General features: G+C 69.7%; 15 protein-coding genes. 6 read left to right on the top strand and 9 right to left on the bottom strand.

What is annotated here, in order from left to right; genetic code table 11:
- The first annotated feature begins 102 nt into the window (after positions 1-102).
- Positions 103-1,251 carry a glycosyltransferase gene (locus W5W_RS0112975; protein ID WP_017195700.1) on the top strand — a complete coding sequence of 383 codons (1,149 nt, stop codon included), beginning with the start codon at positions 103-105 and terminating at the stop codon, positions 1,249-1,251.
- A gap of 75 nt (positions 1,252-1,326) precedes the next feature.
- Here W5W_RS0112975 and W5W_RS0112970 read toward each other — a convergent pair whose 3' ends face one another.
- From W5W_RS0112970 to W5W_RS0112960, 3 genes are all read right to left on the bottom strand, one after another.
- A complete protein-coding gene (locus tag W5W_RS0112970) occupies positions 1,327-2,457 on the bottom strand; it encodes a glycosyltransferase (protein WP_050980400.1) in 1,131 nt (376 codons plus the stop codon).
- Positions 2,454-3,764, bottom strand: coding sequence for a lipopolysaccharide biosynthesis protein (locus W5W_RS0112965; protein WP_017195698.1), 1,311 nt, complete (start codon positions 3,762-3,764; stop codon positions 2,454-2,456). Before W5W_RS0112965 ends, W5W_RS0112970 begins: the two co-directional genes overlap by 4 nt.
- Before the next feature lie 133 nt (positions 3,765-3,897).
- Complete coding sequence (locus W5W_RS0112960) at positions 3,898-4,899, bottom strand: glycosyltransferase family protein (protein WP_017195697.1); 1,002 nt, start codon at positions 4,897-4,899, stop codon at positions 3,898-3,900.
- A 57-nt stretch (positions 4,900-4,956) separates the two neighbouring features.
- Between W5W_RS0112960 and wecB the strand changes: the two genes are divergently transcribed.
- Positions 4,957-6,036, top strand: a complete 1,080-nt coding sequence (gene wecB, locus W5W_RS0112955; RefSeq protein WP_017195696.1) for a non-hydrolyzing UDP-N-acetylglucosamine 2-epimerase — start codon at positions 4,957-4,959, stop codon at positions 6,034-6,036.
- A 102-nt stretch (positions 6,037-6,138) separates the two neighbouring features.
- On the opposite strand, the gene W5W_RS0112950 is transcribed toward wecB, so the two are convergent.
- The 4 genes from W5W_RS0112950 to W5W_RS0112935 are packed head-to-tail and all read right to left on the bottom strand — an operon-like array spanning position 6,139 to position 10,414.
- Positions 6,139-7,503 (bottom strand): glycosyltransferase family 4 protein, encoded by a 1,365-nt coding sequence (locus W5W_RS0112950; RefSeq protein ID WP_017195695.1) that lies wholly within the window; start codon positions 7,501-7,503, stop codon positions 6,139-6,141.
- A gap of 5 nt (positions 7,504-7,508) precedes the next feature.
- Positions 7,509-8,621 (bottom strand): Gfo/Idh/MocA family protein, encoded by a 1,113-nt coding sequence (locus tag W5W_RS0112945; RefSeq protein ID WP_017195694.1) that lies wholly within the window; start codon positions 8,619-8,621, stop codon positions 7,509-7,511.
- Between the two features lie 3 nt (positions 8,622-8,624).
- Positions 8,625-9,746 (bottom strand): DegT/DnrJ/EryC1/StrS family aminotransferase, encoded by a 1,122-nt coding sequence (locus W5W_RS0112940; RefSeq protein ID WP_017195693.1) that lies wholly within the window; start codon positions 9,744-9,746, stop codon positions 8,625-8,627.
- Positions 9,746-10,414, bottom strand: a complete 669-nt coding sequence (locus W5W_RS0112935; RefSeq protein ID WP_017195692.1) for an acyltransferase — start codon at positions 10,412-10,414, stop codon at positions 9,746-9,748. Before W5W_RS0112935 ends, W5W_RS0112940 begins: the two co-directional genes overlap by 1 nt.
- Before the next feature lie 175 nt (positions 10,415-10,589).
- Between W5W_RS0112935 and W5W_RS0112930 the strand changes: the two genes are divergently transcribed.
- Genes W5W_RS0112930 through W5W_RS0112920 form a run of 3 tightly spaced genes read left to right on the top strand, consistent with a single transcriptional unit; the run spans position 10,590 to position 12,946 of the window.
- Positions 10,590-11,255, top strand: a complete 666-nt coding sequence (locus tag W5W_RS0112930) for a glycosyltransferase family 2 protein (protein WP_193760096.1) — start codon at positions 10,590-10,592, stop codon at positions 11,253-11,255.
- A 25-nt stretch (positions 11,256-11,280) separates the two neighbouring features.
- The gene (locus tag W5W_RS0112925; RefSeq protein ID WP_008732455.1) at positions 11,281-11,688 is read left to right on the top strand and encodes a DUF2304 domain-containing protein; all 408 of its coding nucleotides are present in this window, start codon (positions 11,281-11,283) and stop codon (positions 11,686-11,688) included.
- 22 nt (positions 11,689-11,710) lie between these two features.
- A complete protein-coding gene (locus W5W_RS0112920; protein WP_017195690.1) occupies positions 11,711-12,946 on the top strand; it encodes an LCP family protein in 1,236 nt (411 codons plus the stop codon).
- Between the two features lie 62 nt (positions 12,947-13,008).
- On the opposite strand, the gene W5W_RS0112915 is transcribed toward W5W_RS0112920, so the two are convergent.
- The gene (locus tag W5W_RS0112915; protein ID WP_017195689.1) at positions 13,009-13,317 is read right to left on the bottom strand and encodes a hypothetical protein; all 309 of its coding nucleotides are present in this window, start codon (positions 13,315-13,317) and stop codon (positions 13,009-13,011) included.
- A 213-nt stretch (positions 13,318-13,530) separates the two neighbouring features.
- Here W5W_RS0112915 and W5W_RS0112910 point away from each other — a divergent pair, with 213 nt between their 5' ends.
- Positions 13,531-14,454 carry an LCP family protein gene (locus tag W5W_RS0112910; protein WP_008732428.1) on the top strand — a complete coding sequence of 308 codons (924 nt, stop codon included), beginning with the start codon at positions 13,531-13,533 and terminating at the stop codon, positions 14,452-14,454.
- A 220-nt stretch (positions 14,455-14,674) separates the two neighbouring features.
- On the opposite strand, the gene galE is transcribed toward W5W_RS0112910, so the two are convergent.
- Entirely contained in the window at positions 14,675-15,664 is a 990-nt protein-coding gene (gene galE / locus W5W_RS0112905; RefSeq protein ID WP_017195688.1) for a UDP-glucose 4-epimerase GalE, read from the bottom strand.
- Positions 15,665-15,680: the final 16 nt, after the last annotated feature.

The raw sequence follows: 15,680 nt of genomic DNA, 5'->3' as shown, positions 1-15,680 counted from the left end.
CCGGTTTCCGGCGACATCGTATGTCACTGGAAAGTCACAGGAACGCCATCGGGACGCGCATGCGGCAGAAGCGGTCGGGAACCGGGGGTTTAGAATGCGTCCGTGAGTAGACGCCCGCGGATCCTGGTCATCTCCTTCTCGCCGATCCACAGGGACGCCCGGGTCCTGCGCGAGATCAGCGCACTCGCCGAGATCGGCGAGGTGACCTCCGCGGGCTACGGAACGCGGCCTCCCCACGTGGTCGATCACCTCAGAATCCCCGATGACGCACCGTCCCTTCCGCAGACGCCCGCGGGCGTGGCCGGGCTCGCCCTGCGCAGGCTGCGGGCGTGCGAGCTGGCGGCCCCGGCCGCCCGCGAGACGATCCGCCTCGTGGACGGGCGCGAGTTCGACGTGGTGGTCGCCAACGACGCGCGCGCGATCCCGACGGCGTTCGCGGTGGCCCGCGGCGCTCCGGTATGGGCGGACATGCACGAGTGGGCGCCGGAGGAGCGCACCCACGTCACGAGCTGGCGCCTCCTGGTGGCTCCGCTCATGGATCACATCTGCCGCGGCTACCTGCCCAGATGCGCCGCCGTGACGACAGTGGCGGCCTCGATCGCCGACCTGTACCTCGAGCACTACGGTGTCGCGCCGCGCCTGGTGCGCAATGCCGCCCCCTACGCCGACCTGGAGCCCTCCGCCCTGCGCGAGGACGGCGCGATCCGTCTGGTGCACTCGGGCGGCGCTGTGGCGGGCCGCAACATCGAGACCATGATCGACGCCGTCAAGGCCGCCGCGCCCCACCTGACCCTCGACCTCTACCTGGTTCCCGGCAACGACGGCGGCAGCTATCTGCGCGCGCTGCACCGCAGGGCCCACGGGTGCGCCCGGATCACCTTCCACGATCCCGTCGCACCGGCCGAGCTCGCGCGCACGCTCAACGAATACGACGTCGGCATCTACTGGATTCCGCCCTACAGCACCAATGCGCGCCTGGCCCTGCCCAATAAGATCTTCGACTTCATCCAGGCCCGGCTCGCGGTCGCCGCGGGACCGACACTCGAGATGGCCCGCATCATCAACGGCTTCGACATCGGCGTCGTCACCGAGGACTTCGAGCCCGACTCGATCGTCGCAGCGCTCAACGCCCTGACTCCTGCGGAGGTGGCGGCCTGCAAATCCCGCTGCGCCCGGGCCGCCCACGAGCTCAGCTTCGAGCACGAGGCGAGCACGATCCGGGAGATCGTCGGCGAGTTGGCTCCGCGCTGAGACGCGCTCCGGCTCGGTCCGGCTCGGTGCGGATCGGTCCGGCTCAGGCCCGCCCGCTCCTGTCAGGACGTCCTGTCAGGGCGCAAGCGTCCGCGCAACCGTGCGCGCCCGGTCCGCCCATGTGCTGCGCGCAGCCGCCCTCCGAGCCGCCTCTGCGCGGGCCTCGACCTCCTCGGGGCGACCGCGCAGCTCCGTCAGCAGGGCGACGAGCAGATCCTCGTCATGGTCGATGACCCAGCCGGCGCCGGCGGCCTCGACGATCCGCCCCGCCTCGGTGCCCCGGGTGGCGATCACCGGACGGCCGTAGGACAGGTACTCGTAGAGCTTGACCGGCACCGCGATGTCCCAGTACTCGGAGGGGGCCACCGCCAGCACCCCGATATGGGCGCGCGCGTATACGGGCTCCAGCTCCCCGGCCGACTTGTGAAGAACCCTGATGGCGCCCTGGCCCAGTCGCGGGTCCCGGCGACGGGCCTGGCGCCACTGGGACTGATGGACAACCAGATCGAGCGCAACGCCGTCGACCCTCTCCAGGGCCGCGGCGACGACGGTCAGGTCGTAGTGCCCGCCGAGCCCGCCCACGTAGACCAGGCGCAATCCGTCCTCCTGGGCCGGCAGCGGCAGGACGCGCCCGGAGTCGCCACCCGGGGGAAGCGCCGAGAACGAGTCCGACTGCGCGAGCCCGACCAGCGAGGACATGGCATTCGAGGGGAGGAAGAAGTGCACCCGGTTGCGCCTGTACCCGGCCAAGTCCGCCCGCTGGAGCAGGTTCGAGGCGACCCCGTAGGCCCCCGACGCCCGCAGCCCGGGCATGCGCCAGTACGCGTCTCGGTAGAAGACGCCGACGGGCACGCCGCGCCTGCGCGCCAGGCGCATGATCGAGTAATCCAACAGCGGTGCGACGCCCGTGCGCAGGCTCGTCGCCAGGGCGTTGGGCTGAGTCGAGTTCTCGCAGTACAGGAAATCGGGGCGTCGCCCGGATGCGAGCAGTTCCTTGAGACGACGCAGACCGGCCCTGCGCTGAGCCACGGCGCCGCTGATGTCCATGACCTCGTAGCCGATCTCCTCGAAGGCACGGCGCATCCGCAGCGGACGGAGCCGTGAGGCCGCGGCGGGATCGGGGTCCAGTGGATAAGGGGCGTGGAAGACCATCATCGAACGATCCGGGCGGTTTGAATGAGTCGAACGATCCGTCGTATCAGTCATCGGGGCTCCTCCCCCGCCTCCGGGGAGGGCGGCGCGGATTCAGCGGGTGCAGCGGGTCCGACAGGCGTACTCATACCACGGTTACCACGGTCGTAGTCGCGCGCGACCGCGAGCGCCATGACGAGTTGGACGGCCAGCATGCCCGCCATGAGCCAGCCCAGAACGATGATCGTGGGCATCATGTCCAGTCGGCTGAGCCCCAGCCAGGTCAGCGGAACGACGCAGTAGGCGACGGCGAAGGCGAGCAACTGGCTCTGCCGCTCGGTGACGACGAAGATATTGGCGATCGGGGACGTCAGCACGTTCATGAACAGCCAGGGAGTCAGCGCCCTGGCGTAGTAGCCGGCGTCGTGCCAGGTGGCGCCGAACACGAGGGGGAACAGCCACGGCGCGAGCAGGTAGAGCACGGCGAAGGGCACGATGGCGGCCAGGCACGTGCGCAGCAGTACCGCGCGCACGAGCGGGAGCATGGCACCGGGTTCGGTGTCCGAGAGCTTCTTGAGGAATACCAGGGCCACCGAGCCGGCGATGAGGGCCACCGGTACCTGCATGATGTTCCAGGCGAGCTGGAACTGTCCGAGGGCGGCCACCGAGACGGCCCCGATCAGCAGGTTGATGCCGTTGTTCCTCACCGAGTCCACGACGGCGTTGGGTCCGTTGAGCAGCGGCATCTTGCGGTAGCGATGGATCATCGCCCGCATGGAGGGGGCGTCATCGCCGAGCGGCTCACGCAGTTCGGGCGTGCGCAGGTGCAGGGCCAGCAGCGCCACCAGCTGTCCGGCGATGGTTCCGATGATGATCGCCGGCAGCCCCCCGTGCAGGGCCAGCCCCATCACCAGCTGGCATACGGGCACGGCCGCGGACTGGAGCACTCGGTTCCTGGCGATGTCGCCGAAACGGCCCTGACGCGTGAGCCAGTACTGGAGGGTGGTGATCTGGGAAACGAGGAAGACGGTGACTCCGGCGCCCATGAGCCACCACATGAGCGCGCCGGAGTGATGGTAGTGGTCCCGCAGGATCCGGGCCCCGGCCACGCAGACGGCGGAGGTCAGCAGCGAGGTCACGAGCACGCAGCGCGTTGCCAGGCGCTGGAGCACCCGGGCGCTGCGATCGTCGTCGGGCAGGATGATCGTCACATCGAAGCGCAGCGCTGCGAAGGTGATGACGAAGCCGGTGATGGAGCCGTAGACGCCGAACAGGCCCTTGTCGACATCGGAGTAGACCCTCGCGATGAAGATCTGCAGGACGAGGGTGATGCCCTGGGAGGCGGCCGTCCCGGAGACCAGCGTGAGGATGGAGCGGAGCACGGGGCTGCGCTGTGCCAGGCCGGACCACCCGGGCCACCTGAACCGCCCGGACAACCCGGGCCGCCCAGACCGCCCAACGCCCATCGGCTTGATCATGCGGGTATTGAATCATGGGCGCCGCGAGCGCCCCCGATCACCCCGGCCCGAGGCGCTCGAAACGCTCGACGAGCCGGGCCACCGCCCGCTGCGGGGAGTGGCGCTGCGCCACCCAGGACCTCCCGTTGGTCACCCGCGCGCCCTCCAGTGCCCGCCCGACTCCCTCCACGACGGCCTCGACCATCTCGGAGCGATCCACGGGCCCGCCCAGCACCGGAACGTCGCTCGTCGTGTCATGAGCGCCGTCGTACCAGCGGCGGTCCAGAGCCATCACCGTGGTGACCCCGCTGCCGACGGCCTCGAGCTCGGAGACCCCCATGCAGCCCGTCATCTGGCCGACCGCCACCGACCCGGTCGCCAGCCAACGGGCGTAGTCGGCGTGAGTCATCCTCGGGCGCAGCCCGACCCCGTAGTCGCGCGCCGCACGCGGAGCGCCCTCGCCCCATTGCAGGCCCTCGATCGCAATCGAGTTCCGGTACGCCGCCCGGAGTATGCGGAGCACCTCCAGCTGGAGGTCCCCGCCCTTGTCGGCATCCCAGCGGGAGGGGAAGATCACCCGGAACGGCCCCCCCGACCCCTCATGATGTGCGGCCAGCTCCTCGACGTCGACGATCACGGGCTGCAGGACGGCATCCGGGCGCAGGTCCATCACGTGCTCGGCCAGGTCCGGCGTCGTGTAGTAGACGTCGCGCGCCCGGCGCACCGCGTCCGCCACGAGGCCGCTGTAGCGCGCCTCGTACCTGCGTACGCGGATGTCCGTGCCGTGCAGGTGCAGGACGAAGGGCTTGCGCAACCAGCTGGTGTGAGCCGTCACGGTCGCCCCGTGAACGTCGAGCAGATCGGCGCGCACGGCCCTGCGGACGAGCCCGGCCTCCCACCGGGCGCCTCGCAGCGCCCGGCGCACCGGCCGCATTCGGGGCGACCAGCCCGGATCGACTCGGGCGGTGTCGTACAGGTCCCACGCCAGGCCCTCATCCCGCGCCCTGCGCACCAGCGCGGTGCCGATACGGGCGACGTCATTGACGTGCAGGACCTTCACACGATCATTGTGGCACGATAGCGGCGCAGGAGCGCAGGAGCCCAGTAGGGTCCGGTCATGCACGTTCTCTCCGTGGTCGGCGCCCGCCCGCAGTTCGTCAAATTGGCCCCTGTCGACGCCGCCCTCCGGCAGGCCGGAATCCGCCACACCATCGTGCACACGGGCCAGCACTACGACCCGATGCTCTCGGAGGTGTTCTTCCGCGACCTGGGCATCGGCGCCCCCGACGTCCATATGGGCGTGGGCTCGGGCTCCCACGGCGCGCAGACCGGGGCGATGCTCACCGCCATGGACGCCGTGCTCGCCGATCGCGCACCGGACTGGGTCCTGGTCTACGGGGACACGAACTCGACGCTGGCCGGGGCGCTGTCCGCCGTCAAGCTGCACGTGCCGGTGGCCCACCTGGAGGCGGGCCTGCGCTCCTTCAACCGGGCAATGCCCGAGGAGATCAACCGGGTCCTGACCGACCACGCCGCGGACCTGCTGCTCACCCCCACTCGTGCGGGCGCCGAGCACCTGGCGGCCGAGGGGCTCCAGGCGCGCACCGTCGTCGTCGGGGACGTCATGACCGACGTGCTGCTCCAGGTGCGCGACCGCGTGGCGCGCACCCCCTCGCCGGTCGCGCAGAGGCCGGGCCCGGCCGAGGGCGAATACTCGCTGGCCACCATCCACCGCGCCGAGAACACCGACGACGCCGCGCGTCTGCGCGAGATCCTGGACTCCCTGGCCGCGGTGGACCACCCGGTGGTGCTGCTGGCGCACCCGCGCCTGGCGGCCAAATGCGCCGAGCACGGGCTGGACCTCGAGGACCGGGGCGCGCTGCGCATCCACCCGCCGCTGCCCTACCCAGACCTCATCGCCTCCGCGCTCCACGCGCGAGGGATTGTCACCGACTCCGGGGGCCTGCAGAAGGAGGCCTTCCTCCTGCGGGTGCCGTGCACGACCGTGCGGCCCCAGACCGAGTGGGTGGAGACCGTCGAGCTGGGGTGGAACGTGCTGGTGGAGCCGGGACCGGAGCTGGCGGCGGCCGTCTCGCGCCCCTGGCCGAGTGAGCCGGAAGAGGCCCTGGCCCACCCATATGGGGACGGGCGCGCCGCTGAGCGCGTCGCCCGCGTGCTGGCCGAGCGTGCCCCCTGAGCGCCTCCGCTGCGCCCTATCTGCGCTCTGTCACGGCTCTACTGCGCCCTGCTGCGGCCCTGCTGTGCTCCGCCTGCCGGGATCGCGCGCATCGGCCGCGGCTCAGGCGTCGAGGAGCACTCGCGCCGCCTCATCGAGAGCGACCGCCATGGAGCGGTGCGCAACCACCCAGTCGCGCAGTCGCGCCGAGCGCGCCCCGACCGCGCCCGGGTCCTCCTGGTTCTTCTGGTCCTCCTGGGTGCGCGCCGTCTCCTGCTCAGCCTCCTGCTCGGCGATGGCGGCCAGCATGCAGCCCTCCACGGAGTGGGCGTCGTAGTCGGCCACCCAGCCCAGACCGGCCTCCGACAGGTCGGCGCGCGCGGGACCGGGACCCGCATAGACCACGGGGGTTCCGCAGGCCAGAGCGGCGAAGATCTTGGTGGGATAGGCGAAGTCGTAACCGACCCCAGGGCGGATCGAGACCACCGAGGCCACCGCGCCGCGCTGCCAGGCGGCGGCCTCATCGGGTGAGACCACGGGCATCAGGTGGATGCGGGGGTCGTTCGCAGCGAGGTCGCGCAGATAGTCCCACTCGCTTCCCTGCCCCAGGTAGACCAGTTCGACCTGCGGGTGAGTCCGGTGGACCAGCCGGAGGGCCTGAATGAAGATGCCCGCCCCCTGCCATTCCGATGCCGTGCCGGCGTAAAGGAAATAAGGAGACCGAGGGGCGTCGGAGGCGACGGGCCCCTCGGGCGTGAACACATCGGTATCGATGCCATTGGGCACGACGGTCACCCGGTCGGCTCTAAGACCGCCGAGTCTGCCGAGTCTGCCGAGCTTGCTGAACTTGCTGAACTTGCTGAGCCTGCTGAGTTCGGTGACGCGCTGCGCCACACCGCTGTTGACCGTCAGCACGCGTCGAGCCCCGGACAGCGCGAAGCGCTCGAGCGAGCGCACCACCGCGACGACCCAGCCCGGCGCCCCCGTGGCCTGCGAGGCGTCGGACCACACGTCCGCCGCGTAGTAGGCGTACGGGACCCCCCGCAGGGCGGCGATCACACGCACGACCGCCCCCGTCGTGGGCGGCGGCTCGGCGACTACGAGATCGGGCCGCCGGCCGGCCAGAAGTCGCAGGGCCAGCGGCAGGTCGAAGCTCATGTACTGGGCGTAGCCGCGAACATAACCGGCCTCGTCGCGCAGCACGGGCATTGAGCTGACCCTCACGCTGTGATCGTCGGGCGCGGTGACTCCCGGCGGGCTGGAGGTCAGCACAGTCACCTCAGCACCGCGCCGGACCAGGGCGCGCGCCAGGCCGCGCTGCCTGAGAGCGGCAGCAGCCGGCTCGGGAGCGTACAGACGGGTGGCGAGCACGACTCTCGGGCGGCGCCCCGGGCTGGAGACGACGCGCTCACGCCGATGTCGAGCCGCGATCGCCAGTCCCGCGGCTCCGGCCGCAGCGAGGAGCAGAGCCGCGGCGCCCGTGCGCATGCGCCTCACAGGTCGACCATCCGTTGTTGGGCGGCCGAGGCGAGAACCGCCTCGACGACCATGAGGGTGGCCACGCCGTCCTCCATACTCACGATATCGCCACCGGCGCCGGGACTGCTGGAGTCGCCGGAGTCGCCGCTCATGCTGTGCAGGCTGTGCGCATTGCGCATGCTGCGCATCTCCAGCACCGCGTCGCGGAAGCGCTCCTGCTCCAGAGCCAGGGGCTCGCGCTTGGCAATGGCGTAGCGGACGACGTCGCCCTCGCTGACGCCCCGGAAATTGGCGACCTGATCCCAGGTCGAGGCAACGGTCCCGTTGGCGTGGAAGGTGAGATCGCCGGTGAGGGTATCGGCCACGAAGGCGCCCTTCTCGCCGTTGACAATGGTGACCCGCTCCTTGAAGGGAGTCAGCCAGTTCACCACGTGGGAGACGATGATGCCATTGGCCAGGACCCCGCTGGCCACGACCATGTCCTCGTTGACGCGCCCGGAGCGGTGGGCGACCTGAGCGCTGACCGACCGGTAGGGGGAGCCGGCGACCCACGCGGTCAGGTCGATGTCGTGGGTGGCCAGGTCCTTGACGACGCCGACATCGCTGATGCGCGCGGGAAAGGGCCCCTGGCGGCGGGTGAGGACCTGATAGACCTGCCCGAGCTCACCGGCGTCGAGTCGTTCGCGCAGGGCTCGCAGGGCGGGATTGCAGCGCTCGACATAGCCGACGGCCCCCACCAGGCCGCGGGAGGCGAAGGCGTCGGCGACGCGGCGTCCGGCCTCGACGCTGTGGGCGATGGGCTTCTCGACCATGGTGGGCACGCCCGCCTCGGCCAGGGCCAGGGCGATCGACTCGTGGTACGCGGTCGGCACGGCGACGACGGCGGCATCCAGCCCGGCATCGATCAGTGCGGCCACATCGGGCAGCAGCTCCAGCTCACCGGCCGCGCCGAACTGGTCACCGCCCGGATCGGCCACGGCCACGAGCTCCATCCCCTCGGTGGCGCGGATGACACGAGCGTGATGGCGTCCCATGGAGCCCAGGCCGATCAGACCCACGCGCAGGCTCTGAGCATTCTGAACGCCCTGAGCACCCTGAGTGCCCTGAGCACTTCCAGTACTGCCCATGCGTCAGGCACCCGCGCTCACGGTTGCGACGACCGCCTCAACAATGCGCCCCACATCGGCCGGGCTCAAAGACGGATGGACCGGCAGGGACAGGCACTCGCGGGCGGCCTTCTCGGTGCCGGGCAGCTCCACGCCCCGCGCATAGGGCGCCAGGGATGCCAGCCGATGATTGGGGATCGGGTAGTACACGCCGGTGCCGATCTGCCACTCGTCCTTCAGGACGGCCTGGATGCGGTCCCGCTCAGCACCCGTGGCGCCCTCGAAACGGATCGTGTACTGGTGGTAGACGTGAGTGCGGCCCTCGGGCACGAGGGGCGTGATCACGCCGGCCGCACCGGCCAGCCCCTCGTTGAGGGCCGCCGCATTGGCCTGCCGCTGCGCGGTCCATCCGGCCAGCCTGCCCAGCTGAACCCGTCCCACAGCCGCGGAGACGTCGGTCATGCGGTTGTTCAGACCCACCAGCTCGTTGGCGTACTGCCGGTCCATGCCCTGATTGCGCAGCAGTCGCACGCGGCGCGCCAAGGCGGCATCACCGGTGGTGACCATGCCGCCCTCCAGGGAGGTCATGTTCTTAGTGGGGTAGAAGGAGAAGGACCCCCACGCCCCGAAGGACCCCACCGGCACCGAGCCGATCGCGGCGCCGTGGGCCTGAGCGCAGTCCTCGAAGACGGCCAGGCCATACTCCTCGGCTATCCGCATGATCTCGGGCATGTTCGCCGGCAGCCCGTAGAGGTGCACCACCTCGATCGCCGCCGTGCGATCGGTGATCGAGGCCCGAACGCTGGCCGGATCCAGGGTGAAGGTGACCGGATCGATGTCGGCGAACACGGGTCGGGCGCCCGCGATCGCCACCGAGTTGCCCGTGGCCGCGAAGGTGAAGGACGGCACGATCACCTCGGCGTCCTCGGGCAGGCCGCTGGCCAGCGTCGCCAGGTGCTGGGCCGACGTGCCCGAATTGACTGCCACGGCGTAAACGCCGCCGACGACCTGCTCGGCGAACTCCTCCTCGAAGGCGGCCACCTGCGGCCCCTGAACCACCATGCCCGAGGCGATGACGGCATCGACGGCGGAGCGCTCCAGCGCCCCGATGATCGGCTTGGCCGCGGGGATGAACTCACGTGGCATCAGGCGCGCACCTCCCGGATCGCAGTCTCGAGATCTGCCTCGACCTCTTCGTACAGGGCGCCGGTGACCGGACAGCGCCATCGCCGAGAGCCCCGAGAGCCCCGAGCTTGCTGAGCCGGCCGCTCTTCCTGCTGCTTCCCGCCGTCGTCCCCGACGGCGACCAGCGGCCGCCCCGCACGACCCACCCAGCCCACGCGCACAGCGGGCGTCCCGGCGACCAGCGCGTGCGCGGGAACATCCCTGGTGACGACGGCGCCGGCGGCGACCGTGGCCCAGGCCCCGATGCGCACAGGGGCGACGCAGACGGCGCGCGCCCCGATGGAGGCGCCCTCCTCGATGGTCACGCCCACGGGCTCCCAGTCCGAGGCCGACTTGAGCGAGCCGTCCGGATTGACGGCCCGCGGGAAGCGGTCATTGGTGAGCGTCACCGCCGGGCCGATGAAGACGCCGTCGGCCAGCACCGCCGGCTCATACACCAGGGCGTAGTTCTGCACCTTGCAATGACGCCCCATCCGCACACCCTCGCCTATGTAGGCGCCGCGCCCCACGATGCAGCCCTGACCGAGCACGGCGCGCTCCCGCACCTGCGCCAGATGCCACACCGCCGTTCCCTCACCGATGACGGCGGCCTCGGACACATCTGCGGACGGTGCGATACGGGTGGCCACGGCAGCTCCTTATGGATCATGATCACGAGGGAGGCGAGCGAAGCGGGCGACGTCGAAGTGAGACGGCACAGTTATTTTAAGCCCGATACGGACTTTCGACGAGCCGTGTAAGAATGCCGGGGTGACGTCGTCCCCAGACTCCTCCATCTCCCCAGAACAGCCGCATCCCGACGAGCTGACGGATGCCTGGCTCGTGGTTCCGCTGTACAACGAGGCTCAGGTCATCCGCGGCGTCATCGAGGAGGCCCGCCGGACCTTCCCCCATGTCGTCGTCGTCGATGACGGCTCGCAGGACGGCTCCGCGGCGCAGGCCGAGGCGGCGGGAGCCGTCGTCGTGCGCCACCCCATCAACCTGGGACAGGGCGCCGCCCTGCAGACCGGCATCAGCTACGTGCTGGAGCGCACCGATGCGCGCTACCTCGTCACGTTCGATGCCGATGGCCAGCACTCGGCCGCCGACGCCGCCGCCATGGTGCGGGCCGCGCGCGACGAGGACCTGGCGTTCGTGCTGGGCTCCCGCTTCCTCGAGGGCCCCTCACCGGTCGGCTGGCTCAAGCGCCTCGTGCTCGCCACGGCCGCCGCGGTCGCCTCCCGCACCACCGGCATGCGCATGACCGACGCCCACAACGGGCTGCGGATGCTGCGGCGCGATGCCGCCGAGCGCCTCGACCTGAGGCAGAACCGCATGGCGCACGCCAGCGAGATCACCCGCCAGCTGGGCGCCACCGGCCTTCCCTGGAGGGAGTACCCGGTTCACATCGAGTACACCGAGTACTCGAAGGCCAAGGGACAGTCGCTGCTCAACTCCGTCAACATCCTCGTCGACCTGATCTTCTCGTGACCCGACTCGCGCAAGGAATCCGCCCATGAGCTCCCAGCTGATCATCAAGGCCGTCCTCCTCGTCTGCGTCGCGGGGATCGGATGGATGATGCTGCGCTCCCCCGGCGGGGCGCGCCATCAGGCCGGGCGCAGGCTCGCCACTCTGGCCTTCGTGTTCTTCGCCATCGCGGCCATCGCCGTGCCCTCGCTCACGGCGCGCCTGGCCCACCTCGTCGGCGTGGGGCGGGGGACCGACCTGCTTCTCTACGCCCTGGTGGTGGGCTTCCTGATCCAAATCCTCTCGTCCTTCCGCCGCAACGCCGCACGCGAAAGGCAGATCACCCGCCTGGCACGACGGATCGCCCTGGACACGGCACCCGATCCGCATCAGGAAGCGGCTGAGCGTCACCCCGATTCGCGCCCAACACGAGACTCGGGTCATAGAACCGCATGAGCTGAGCACGTATGGTGACCACGTGTCCACACCACCTGTACGCCATGCGGCGCGCGAGCTGCGCCATCGAGTCCTGCGCAACGTCATGCTGTGCCTGCTGGCGTGCGTGCTCTTCGTGACCACGGGGGCGTGGGCGGCTTATCACAATCTCCAAGGAAAGATCGGCGTCAAGCCCATCGACACCATTATCGGCGGGGACCGCCCCGACGGCCCCACGGACCACTCCTTCGAGGGGCGTGCGGTCAACATCCTCGTCATGGGGTCGGACTCGCGCAACGGCCAGGTAGTCAATGACGACACGGAGGGCATGCGCTCGGACACGGCCATGATCGTCCACCTGTCCGAGGACCGCAGCCGCATGGACGTCATCTCGATCCCCCGCGACACGATGGTGGCCATGCCGTCGTGCAAGCTTCCCGACGGCTCGGAGAGCGATCCCTCCTCCTACGCCATCTTCAACTCCGCCTTCTCCACCGGGGCCAACAACTCCTTCAACCCCGATGACGTCGCCTACGCCGCGGCGTGCACGATCAAGACCGTTGAGAAGCTCACCAATGTCCGCATGGACGAGTACATGGTGGTGGACTTCACCGGTTTCGAGAACATGGTCGACTCCCTGGGAGGCGTGCCCATGTACGTCGAGGAGGACGTGGACGACGAGAAGGCCGACCTCCACCTCAGCAAGGGCTGCAACACGCTCAACGGCGCCCAGGCCCTCGGCTACGCCCGTGCGCGCTACTCGCTGGGCGACGGCTCCGATATCTCCCGCATCGGCCGCCAGCAGCAGCTGGTCGGCGCGATCATGCGCACCGCCAAGTCGAAGAACCTCCTGACGGACATGCCGACTCTCTACAGCTTCGCCGAGTCGGCCCTGTCAACGCTCACCGTCAGTGAAGGGCTGGGGGGAATCGACAAGCTCGCAGGGCTGGCCAATAGCGCCGCCAGCATCGGCATGGACAACATCAACTTCATCACCATGCCGGTCGAGGAGGACGACATCGACCCCAACCGCGTGCAGCCCAGTGCGAAGGCCGATGACGTCTGGAAAGCCCTGCACGACGACAAGCCGATTCCCGAAGAGGCAGTCTCCCTGTCCGCCGACGGCACCTCCCCCAGCCAGGAGGCCTCCCCCACCGACGACTCCAGCGGGACCGGCGATCCGACCCAGGGCAACCAGCCCACCCCGGCGGCTCCCGCGAACCCAGGCGCCGGATCAGACGATTCGGGGACCGTCGATCCCGCCACGCAGTGCAGTTGACCGTTGGCCCCACACATTCGGCCGCACCTCAACCGCACCTGACACAGGCACTGGCACAGCCGCTATGACACGAAGAAGGGGACGACCTCAGTGACTCCTCCTCCGGATCTGCCCCCGTCCTTCGGCCCCGGCGCCTCCGGCTCATCGAATCGCCGCAGTGGTGAGAACGGTGAGAAGAAGGCGTCATCGGCGGGATCGGCCGCCTCGGCCAGGCAGGCGGATGCCGGTTCCTCTCCCACGATCAGGCGCCCCCCCCGGCCCCCGCGGGTCGGAGCGCCGCCCAGGCGTCCCCGCAGCGCCGCTCTCTGCGCCAAGGGTCCAGGCAGGACGCCGATGCGGGCTCGGCCGGCCAGCGCCGGCCGGGCAGCCATGTACGTCCGGGGTCCTCCGCCGTCCCGATCGGGCAGCGGCCCTCAGGTCCCGAACCCACCCGGGCGCTGCCCACCAGAGGCGCCGCCTCATCCGGAGCCGCCTGGAATGGTCAGCCGGACGCCGGGTTCGTACGGCCGGACAGCCCGTTCCCCCCGTCGACGCAGCCCGAAGGCACCCCGGAAGGCACCCGGAGGCGCCGTCCACTGCGGTGGGTGGCGGCGATTCTCGTCCTGCTCCTGGTGCTCATCATGGGGCGCGTGGCATGGCTGTGGCACGACATCGACTCCAAGCTCGATCGCATTGAGGCGCTGTCCGGGGCCAAGGACACCCCCGGGGAGACCTGGCTCATCGTCGGCTCGGACTCCCGCGATGACGGAGGGGTGCCCCAGGACGGCACCGAGGGCTCGCGCGCCGACTCGATCATGGTGCTCCACAAGGCGTCCAACGGGCAGGCCTCGCTGATCTCCCTGCCGCGCGACACCTACGTGGAGATCCCCGGCTATGACGACGACAAGATCAACGCGGCCTACTCATACGGGCAGGCCCCGCTGCTGGTGGAGACCGCCGAGAAGCTCACGGGCCTGACCATGGACCACTACGTCGAGGTCGGCATGGGCGGAGTCACGAATATGGTCGACGCCGTCGACGGCGTCGAGGTGTGCCTCGACTACGACGTGGACGACCCCGATTCCTCCCTGGTATGGGACACATCCAAGGGCACCTGTCAGAAGGTCGATGGCGAGAAGGCCCTGGCCTACTCCCGCATGCGCAAGTCCGACCCGACCGGCGACATCGGCCGCGCCCAGCGCCAGCGAGCGGTCGTCTCGGCGGTGGTCTCGAAGGCCATGTCGGCCCAGACCCTCATCAACCCCTTCCGGCAGGACAAGCTCGTCGACTCCGGGACGAAGGCCCTGACCGTGGACGAGGACGCCTCCGCACTCGACCTGGGGCAGATGGCACTGGCCTTCCGCTCAGCCTCGAACAAGGGGCTCACCGGTGCACCGCCCATCGAAAGCCTCGACTACGAACCGGGCGGGATCGGCGCCGCGGTGCTCCTGCAGGACACCACCGCCCCGGATTTCTTCTCCAAGATGCGCTCGGGCAAGCTGACGTCCAAGGACTTCGACCAGCCCTGAGCCCTGAGCCGACTCCCCCCTTCGCCGAGATCGGTCCGCTTCCGCCTCGAAATCGGTCGTACTCCGCACCGAGATCGGTCCACTTCCGGCTCGAGATCGGTCCCACTCCGCACCGAGATCGGTCCGCTTCCGCACCGAGATCACTAGAGAATCAGTTCCGCCCGCCGGCCTCATGTCCAGGCCAACGGGCGGAATCTGTTCGTAGGAGCGAATCGCAGGATCAGGCGAAGCTCTTGCGGTTGGGATCAGCCTGCCAGGAGGTGAAGGACGAGGTGACGATGTCGTCGAGGTCGTGCTCCGCCTTCCAGTTCAGCACGCGGCCGATGCGCTCGGCGTCGCCGATGAGCTGAGGCGGGTCTCCGGGGCGACGGTCGAGCTCCTCGGGCTCGATCTCCAAGCCGGTGGAAGCGATGACCTTCGAGACGACCTCCCGCACCGAGGAGCCCTTGCCGGTGCCCACGTTGAAGACGTGATCATCCATCTCTCCGCCCCCGGCCAGGTAGTCCAGGGCCGCGATGTGCGCCACCGCCAGGTCGCGCACGTGAATGTAGTCGCGAATGCACGTGCCGTCCGGAGTCGGGTAGTCGGTGCCGAAGATCTTGGGGGTCTCTCCGCGCGAGAGGCGGTCCAGCACCATGGGGATCAGGTTGAGGGTGGCCATGTCGCCCAAGTCGTCCCAGCCGGAACCGGCGACATTGAAGTACCGCAGACCCGCCCAGCGCAGCCCCCAGGCCCGCTCGCAGTCCGCCATCATCCACTCGCCGATCAGCTTGGTCTCACCGTAAGGATTGATCGGGTGGCAGTCGATGTCCTCGGGCACCACCTCCACCGGCGGCATTCCGTAGACGGCGGCCGAGGAGGAGAAGATCATCTGCTCGACCCGCGCCTGCTCCATGGCGAGCAGCATGTTCGCCAGGCCACCGACGTTCTGCTGGTAGTACCAGCCGGGCCGGGCCACCGACTCGCCCACCTGCTTGCGCGCAGCGAAGTGGATGACCGCCGTGACGCCGCGGCGCTCCATGGCATCGGCGAGCACCTCCACCGCCTGGCCGGACGCCACGTCCAGCTTGATCACCTCGGCGCCCTCCACGCGCTCCGGCGAGCCGTAGGACAGGTCGTCGACCACAATCACCTCGTCCCCGCGCTCAAGCAGAAGACGGACGACGTGGGCCCCAATGTAGCCGGCACCGCCGGCAACCAGAATACTCATGGGACCATGCTACAGA

It is taken from the genome of Actinomyces massiliensis 4401292, from assembly GCF_000269805.1.
Classification (GTDB): Bacteria; Actinomycetota; Actinomycetes; order Actinomycetales; family Actinomycetaceae; genus Actinomyces; species Actinomyces massiliensis.
The sequence above is the reverse complement of the archived record's forward strand: the minus strand, read 5'-3'. Positions and strand labels throughout refer to the sequence as shown.

Bases quoted from the DNA above. Each gene is read 5' to 3' on its own strand.
- W5W_RS0112915 (WP_017195689.1), bottom strand. From the start codon at position 13,317: ATGGCTGCCCGGCCGGCGCTGGCCGGCCGAGCCCGCATCGGCGTCCTG.
- W5W_RS0112925 (WP_008732455.1), top strand. From the start codon at position 11,281: ATGAGCTCCCAGCTGATCATCAAGGCCGTCCTCCTCGTCTGCGTCGCG.
- wecB (WP_017195696.1), top strand. From the start codon at position 4,957: ATGCACGTTCTCTCCGTGGTCGGCGCCCGCCCGCAGTTCGTCAAATTG.
- W5W_RS0112945 (WP_017195694.1), bottom strand. From the start codon at position 8,621: ATGGGCAGTACTGGAAGTGCTCAGGGCACTCAGGGTGCTCAGGGCGTT.
- galE (WP_017195688.1), bottom strand. From the start codon at position 15,664: ATGAGTATTCTGGTTGCCGGCGGTGCCGGCTACATTGGGGCCCACGTC.
- W5W_RS0112970 (WP_050980400.1), bottom strand. From the start codon at position 2,457: ATGACTGATACGACGGATCGTTCGACTCATTCAAACCGCCCGGATCGT.
- W5W_RS0112950 (WP_017195695.1), bottom strand. From the start codon at position 7,503: ATGCGCACGGGCGCCGCGGCTCTGCTCCTCGCTGCGGCCGGAGCCGCG.
- W5W_RS0112940 (WP_017195693.1), bottom strand. From the start codon at position 9,746: ATGCCACGTGAGTTCATCCCCGCGGCCAAGCCGATCATCGGGGCGCTG.